The following is a 5006-nucleotide window of genomic DNA, read 5'->3' as shown; positions in this document are numbered from 1 at the left end:
AATACGCGTGTGTTCTTCACTTTTACATGTTCAAGTTCAATCGGTTGCGTCAAAATAGTCATGCGTTCTCTCCTTGTGGTTTTCCGTGTGCCAGTGCTTTTAGCTGCTCCATACTCATTAGCAGCACGGTTTTACCTGCATGCTTACCAATACAAATGCTTGTATTTTGCTCTGGTTGGCGTTTTTTAGGCGCAACTTGGTCTTTGATAGTCATACTATTTGCTCCTAAATCAGGGTTTGTTGTGGGTCGTCGAGCCTTTCAGCTTCGAGCTTGTGATAGGCAAGGTCCTGCATTAGCAGAACAATTTGGTCGGCTACGTGCTGGGCGTTACCGTTGCCTTCATCTAGTTGCATCACCATGCCAATTACTTGGTTTGCAAACTGATTCAGGTGGTTAATGGTGGGCATGCTAGGCTTTTTACCTTTGGGCATATCAACAATAAGTTTGTCTAGACTATGCGCCATATATTGGAGTGGGTACTCTCTACCCGTTGCTGCCATGTATGGTATTAGCAAGCTTGCTGGCATATCGCCATTACCAAGATGTTTATAGAGCATATCGTTACTAATCCCCGTTCTATCAGCGATGCGTGGTACGCTCATATTGCGTGTTGCTTGTGCATGCTCTTTACAAAGTTGTAGGGACTCTTGAAGGCTACGAGCGACGACTCTATTCCATTGGCGGCGTTTTGTTTTAGTAGTCATAGCAACCTCCATTTTGCAAGCTTGTGGTAGTAAATAGTCCATTCCAAAAAGAAAGAATTTTTGGAACTTCCAAATAGAGGATCTTACTGGCTAGAATTTGATCATCACGTAAACGGGAGATCAAACCATGCAAACCGACTTTGTTAAATACCAGTTTAATAACTTGCTTGAATGGCTGTGTATTGACGATAAACCTTGTGCCGCTGTGTACTGCGCGAGCGCTAAAGAACTGCGCCAACTTATTGTTGAACTTGGCAGCTATACGCATATTGAGCGCAGAGTGGTGGTTAATCGCTTGTACCAACAACAAAACACGGCTTTGTTGGCGCTGATAGCATTGTGCTATGTACGGGCTAATTATGTGCATTGTGTGGCTCCTGTAAGTTCGGTAACTCAGTTATTAGTAAAGTGGTTACTTAGCCCTTACGACGCCAAGAGTTGCTTAAGCTGCTCTACACTTTGTTTGCGGTCTTCTCCCTTTAATACGGTAGGGGCCTCGTAAAAATCCGTTTTAGGAAATACAACATTGAGGGGCTTATTGATGATTTTACAAATTGCAGCGGCAATACGGCGGGATTGAGTATGACCACAAACCACACCAGAAACAGTTGCTAGGTTCACGCCTAAAGCATCTGCAACCATTGATAGTGTATAGCCTTCGTGTGCGATGGCTTCTTTAATTTCCGTTGATTTCATAGTACTCTACCTTTTTGAATAAAACCCTTTCTAAAGTGTTTTGGCGAACGGTTAGCAAAGGGTTTGGTTAAATGTTGAGTTGATTATTGTGCAGATATCTGCACATGTCAATATATTTATGGCGGATATCTGCACATGATTGGAACTCGTCTAAAAGAAGAGCGTGAAAAATTGGGAATGAACCAAGAGAGCTTTGCCGCAATTGCAGGCGCAAAAAGACGAACTTTGGTTGACTGGGAGAAAGGCTCAACATCACCTACAGCGGTTCAACTAGCTGCATTTGCTGAGTTTGGAGTGGATATCCAGTACGTACTAACAGGTAATAAAAACCACGGAAATTATTCTGAAACTCAGATATTGGAAGGAATGACCTCATTTTTGTTTGATACAGCTGAGCTTGGTTGGGTTACCAAATCAAGGGAAACCCCTTTTAATACAGTATTGAACTTCGCTTTGTATTCGATAAAGAAGGCAGCTGGCGAGGATGTGGATTTTAAAGATATGCCTGAAATATCGGTAAAATCTAAAGAGGGTTAACTCTCTTTAGATTTTTAATTTGATAACGTTGTATTGAGAAACTTCTAATTCAACCTGTGCTTCATAGTCCCTGTAATAATCTTCAACTTCTTTCTTCCAGTCGAGCAATGCATTATACCTATGATCGTTATTTACCATTTTATTGATCATTGGTTTTTTTACTAAAATGTTGTGTGCCCTAATTTGAAAGTCACGCTGCACACGCTTTTCGATAAGCTTCCGAACGCGGTCTTCGGGCGTTGATTTATATTTAAAAAGCTGGCACACAAGGTACGTAATGAATACAAACAATATACATATGTATGAAACAGCGAACATTACGTGGTCCCCCTTTTAAGATTGAAAGATTCGATGGCTTTACAAACGATGGGAACTGCTAAAATTAAGCTATTGGCGAGGTTGCCTGTATTGACTCCCAGTGTATAAGCTTCTCCTAGCAAATAAGTCTGCCATACTACTCCATCAAGGTAAGTTAGTATTTGGAGAATAGCTAACATAGCTAAGCATATTGAGATACTAAAAGCTTCAAAATCAATCTTTATCTTTAGTGACTTATGGCAAAAGATGATTAAAGCAATACACAAAACATCAATTGTGGCCCAAGAACCAAACCAATAAAATAGGTTTCCAGGCTCAGTTGCGATGGCCCAGAGCTTTTCTTCAAATTGAAGATTAAACAATTGAGCTGTACACCAAACAGCAGCGACAATAAAGTATGACTGGCTACCCTTGCCCATAAACAACACAACAAACGGCAATGATATTGAAACTAACCATAACCAACTATTTAATTGGTTTAGTAGTTCAGAATAGCCAGCCAACATTATACTTCTCCCTAGTACTCGTTAAATCTGTGTTTCTAAAATACGTTAGAAACAATCACTGACTCGACGAATGCATTACTTTCTACAGTTTTCTTTTTTGGGTATTCAATCGGGTTATTACCACTCCCATTGCCACCTACAACCTTTGCTAAGTCAGCTGATGATAGTGATTTTTGTGTGTTTTTTTGGTTCTTCATGGTTTTGCTCCTTTGAAATAGAGCACACAGCATAGCAGCAAAAATAAGAAATAATCTTTAACTTAGATTAAAAATGGGAACGGATGCCGTGGCTGTCCGTGCTACGTTACTACTGGTCACTCAATCCATTAACTCAACTATAACATTTGCCAAATGTTAGGCAAACAGTTTTGTGTTTATTTTCGGAATAATTTTACTCTTTTGCGACAGAGCGCCCGAATCTAAAGCTATGAAGTGATAGCTATACAAAATCAAGCGTTAGTTAAGGTGAAAATAAGATGATACTTTGTGTTAACAGGACAATTTTATCCCCTCATTGATTAAGCATTCTGATACATTCTTAATTGTAAATTTTTAACATATAATTCTGCAAAACACGCCTCCTGCTGACGTGATTCACAAAGACACCTAACATTTTAGAGGATAATGCATGGCCAAACCGGACTACTCCTTTTTGAAGGATGAAATAGAAAACAATAGCAACCTAAAGACAACTGGAAAGTTTTTAACCTATGTATCTTTACTCACTATAGCAATTTTGATGTCAGGCGCGACAATCAAAGAAGCAAACACCTTTCTATTTAAGATTACTTTCACACACCCTGATGCTCTCTTCCAATTATTGCTCCTGTGTCTTGCTTTCCTATTAATTAAGTACCATAGCGTCGCCAATGAATATCATAGTAGGGCAATAGAGGTGTGGGCGGAAAATGCAAAGACTATTAAGTATCTGTTTGATATAGAACCAGATAGAACGGCTTGTGGTTTTGTGACAAACCTACATAACAAAACAAGGTGGGAAGATGATGAAATACCTGAAAATACGACTGGGGCGGTAGGCTGGCAGTTAAAGCCGTGCCTGCTTATTAACGCTAAAATAGAGTTTAAATATATGGAACAGATCTGTATTGATGGTGAAGCTTTCTACGAGCAGCAAACAGACCTAGAGTCAATATGGGATCGCAGACAATTTCAGAAATCACTGCGAGTACAGCTGATAGTATTAAAACTATTCATTAAAAGCTTTACCAAGTCACCTATTGGACTCAGTATTTATCAACCCTACTGGGTAGCTTTTATAGCTTCGCTTCTTGCTGTAATTAAATTTATTAACCCAGTTTAAAATACACTCACCAACGCTATTGGCACTCTATCAGCACAGCCTGATGGAGATGCCAAATGATCACACCTCAACAACTCGAACATTACCGCCAACTACCCAAGATTGCAGCTGCGTTACGCGGCTACAGCGACGCGTTTTGCCGTAGCGTGTTAACCATTTTGTATTTAGAGGGCGGCCTGCGTGACGATGGTGGCCTAAATGATGTTGCGTCTGACCGTGGCGGCCTAACTAAATTTGGCATTAGCCAGCGCGCATACCCCCGACTCGATATCGCCAACCTCACCATTGACCATGCCATACGACTGTACTACCGCGACTATTGGGAGCCGATGCACTGCGATGAGTTTAACAGCGGCGTAGCACTCATGCTGTTTGACGGCGCAGTACAGCACGGCATAAACAGTATGACCCGCGTCGTGCAACGCATAGTAAAAGCAACCATCGACGGCCTATTTGGCGCTCGCACGCTCAAACAATGTCATGGTTATTTGCCCAACCTATTTATTAGCCAGCTGATCAGCCGCCGCGCCCGTAAATATGCGCGCATTTGCCTAGATGACAATAGCCAAATCCCTAACCTAAATGGCTGGATGAACCGCCTGAGTCACATTACCGAACGCTGTTATGCCGAGGTGTACCGTGGGGCGTAACTGGGAGTGGAGCTATAAACAAGGCCGCATAAAACGATTAAAGGCTGAGGTTGCCGCACACCAGAACGGCGAGCCATTTGATGCCAACCAAATACCGCTGCACAGCTACGACGGTACGATGCAAAGCAAGTTTGCCAAGGGCTGGAGGTCTGTTTGTGAGACAGATATCCAGTGCCGACTAAACGGCCATAACACCTATCAACAAGTGCGACAGCGCCTTGCTGAGACATTTGGAGAGCGCCATGAGTGATTGGGTAGGACTAGGCACAGTGGT

10 protein-coding genes are annotated in these 5006 nt (G+C 41.8%); 4 read left to right on the top strand and 6 right to left on the bottom strand.

The genetic code is table 11. The features are described 5' to 3' along the window. Nucleotides 1-58 precede the first annotated feature (58 nt). From L1271_RS24380 to L1271_RS24365, 4 genes are read right to left on the bottom strand one after another with little or no spacing between them, the layout of a single operon-like run. Nucleotides 59-214: a hypothetical protein gene (locus L1271_RS24380; protein ID WP_157757237.1), complete on the bottom strand. Its 156-nt coding sequence runs from the start codon at nt 212-214 to the stop codon at nt 59-61. Nucleotides 215-225: 11 nt separating this feature from the next. After that, entirely contained in the window at nt 226-705 is a 480-nt protein-coding gene (locus tag L1271_RS24375; protein ID WP_235369020.1) for a hypothetical protein, read from the bottom strand. Next, nucleotides 695-1072 carry a hypothetical protein gene (locus tag L1271_RS24370; RefSeq protein WP_235369019.1) on the bottom strand — a complete coding sequence of 126 codons (378 nt, stop codon included), beginning with the start codon at nt 1070-1072 and terminating at the stop codon, nt 695-697. Before L1271_RS24370 ends, L1271_RS24375 begins: the two co-directional genes overlap by 11 nt. Before the next feature lie 56 nt (nt 1073-1128). Continuing rightward, nucleotides 1129-1401: a helix-turn-helix domain-containing protein gene (locus L1271_RS24365; RefSeq protein WP_099031016.1), complete on the bottom strand. Its 273-nt coding sequence runs from the start codon at nt 1399-1401 to the stop codon at nt 1129-1131. A gap of 135 nt (nt 1402-1536) precedes the next feature. On the opposite strand from L1271_RS24365, the gene L1271_RS24360 reads away from it, so the two are divergent. Beyond that, nucleotides 1537-1938, top strand: coding sequence for a helix-turn-helix domain-containing protein (locus L1271_RS24360; protein ID WP_099031017.1), 402 nt, complete (start codon nt 1537-1539; stop codon nt 1936-1938). Between the two features lie 317 nt (nt 1939-2255). On the opposite strand, the gene L1271_RS24355 is transcribed toward L1271_RS24360, so the two are convergent. Next, a complete protein-coding gene (locus tag L1271_RS24355) occupies nt 2256-2762 on the bottom strand; it encodes a hypothetical protein (RefSeq protein ID WP_099031019.1) in 507 nt (168 codons plus the stop codon). Between the two features lie 35 nt (nt 2763-2797). After that, nucleotides 2798-2959 (bottom strand): hypothetical protein, encoded by a 162-nt coding sequence (locus L1271_RS24350; RefSeq protein WP_172439960.1) that lies wholly within the window; start codon nt 2957-2959, stop codon nt 2798-2800. A gap of 430 nt (nt 2960-3389) precedes the next feature. On the opposite strand from L1271_RS24350, the gene L1271_RS24345 reads away from it, so the two are divergent. The 3 genes from L1271_RS24345 to L1271_RS24335 are packed head-to-tail and all read left to right on the top strand — an operon-like array spanning nt 3390 to nt 4982. Further along, on the top strand, nt 3390-4082 hold the full coding sequence (locus L1271_RS24345) for a hypothetical protein (RefSeq protein ID WP_235369018.1): 693 nt from the start codon (nt 3390-3392) through the stop codon (nt 4080-4082). A gap of 56 nt (nt 4083-4138) precedes the next feature. After that, entirely contained in the window at nt 4139-4732 is a 594-nt protein-coding gene (locus tag L1271_RS24340; protein ID WP_235369017.1) for a glycoside hydrolase family 108 protein, read from the top strand. Then, complete coding sequence (locus tag L1271_RS24335) at nt 4722-4982, top strand: hypothetical protein (protein WP_235369016.1); 261 nt, start codon at nt 4722-4724, stop codon at nt 4980-4982. Before L1271_RS24340 ends, L1271_RS24335 begins: the two co-directional genes overlap by 11 nt. Nucleotides 4983-5006: the final 24 nt, after the last annotated feature.

Source organism: Pseudoalteromonas sp. OF5H-5 (assembly GCF_021530695.1).
Taxonomy (GTDB): Bacteria; Pseudomonadota; Gammaproteobacteria; order Enterobacterales; family Alteromonadaceae; genus Pseudoalteromonas.
This window is presented reverse-complemented; position numbering and strand designations above follow the sequence as displayed.

Bases quoted from the DNA above. Each gene is read 5' to 3' on its own strand.
- L1271_RS24380 (WP_157757237.1), bottom strand. From the start codon at position 214: ATGACTATCAAAGACCAAGTTGCGCCTAAAAAACGCCAACCAGAGCAA.
- L1271_RS24375 (WP_235369020.1), bottom strand. From the start codon at position 705: ATGACTACTAAAACAAAACGCCGCCAATGGAATAGAGTCGTCGCTCGT.
- L1271_RS24370 (WP_235369019.1), bottom strand. From the start codon at position 1,072: ATGCACATAATTAGCCCGTACATAGCACAATGCTATCAGCGCCAACAA.
- L1271_RS24365 (WP_099031016.1), bottom strand. From the start codon at position 1,401: ATGAAATCAACGGAAATTAAAGAAGCCATCGCACACGAAGGCTATACA.
- L1271_RS24360 (WP_099031017.1), top strand. From the start codon at position 1,537: ATGATTGGAACTCGTCTAAAAGAAGAGCGTGAAAAATTGGGAATGAAC.
- L1271_RS24355 (WP_099031019.1), bottom strand. From the start codon at position 2,762: ATGTTGGCTGGCTATTCTGAACTACTAAACCAATTAAATAGTTGGTTA.
- L1271_RS24350 (WP_172439960.1), bottom strand. From the start codon at position 2,959: ATGAAGAACCAAAAAAACACACAAAAATCACTATCATCAGCTGACTTA.
- L1271_RS24345 (WP_235369018.1), top strand. From the start codon at position 3,390: ATGGCCAAACCGGACTACTCCTTTTTGAAGGATGAAATAGAAAACAAT.
- L1271_RS24340 (WP_235369017.1), top strand. From the start codon at position 4,139: ATGATCACACCTCAACAACTCGAACATTACCGCCAACTACCCAAGATT.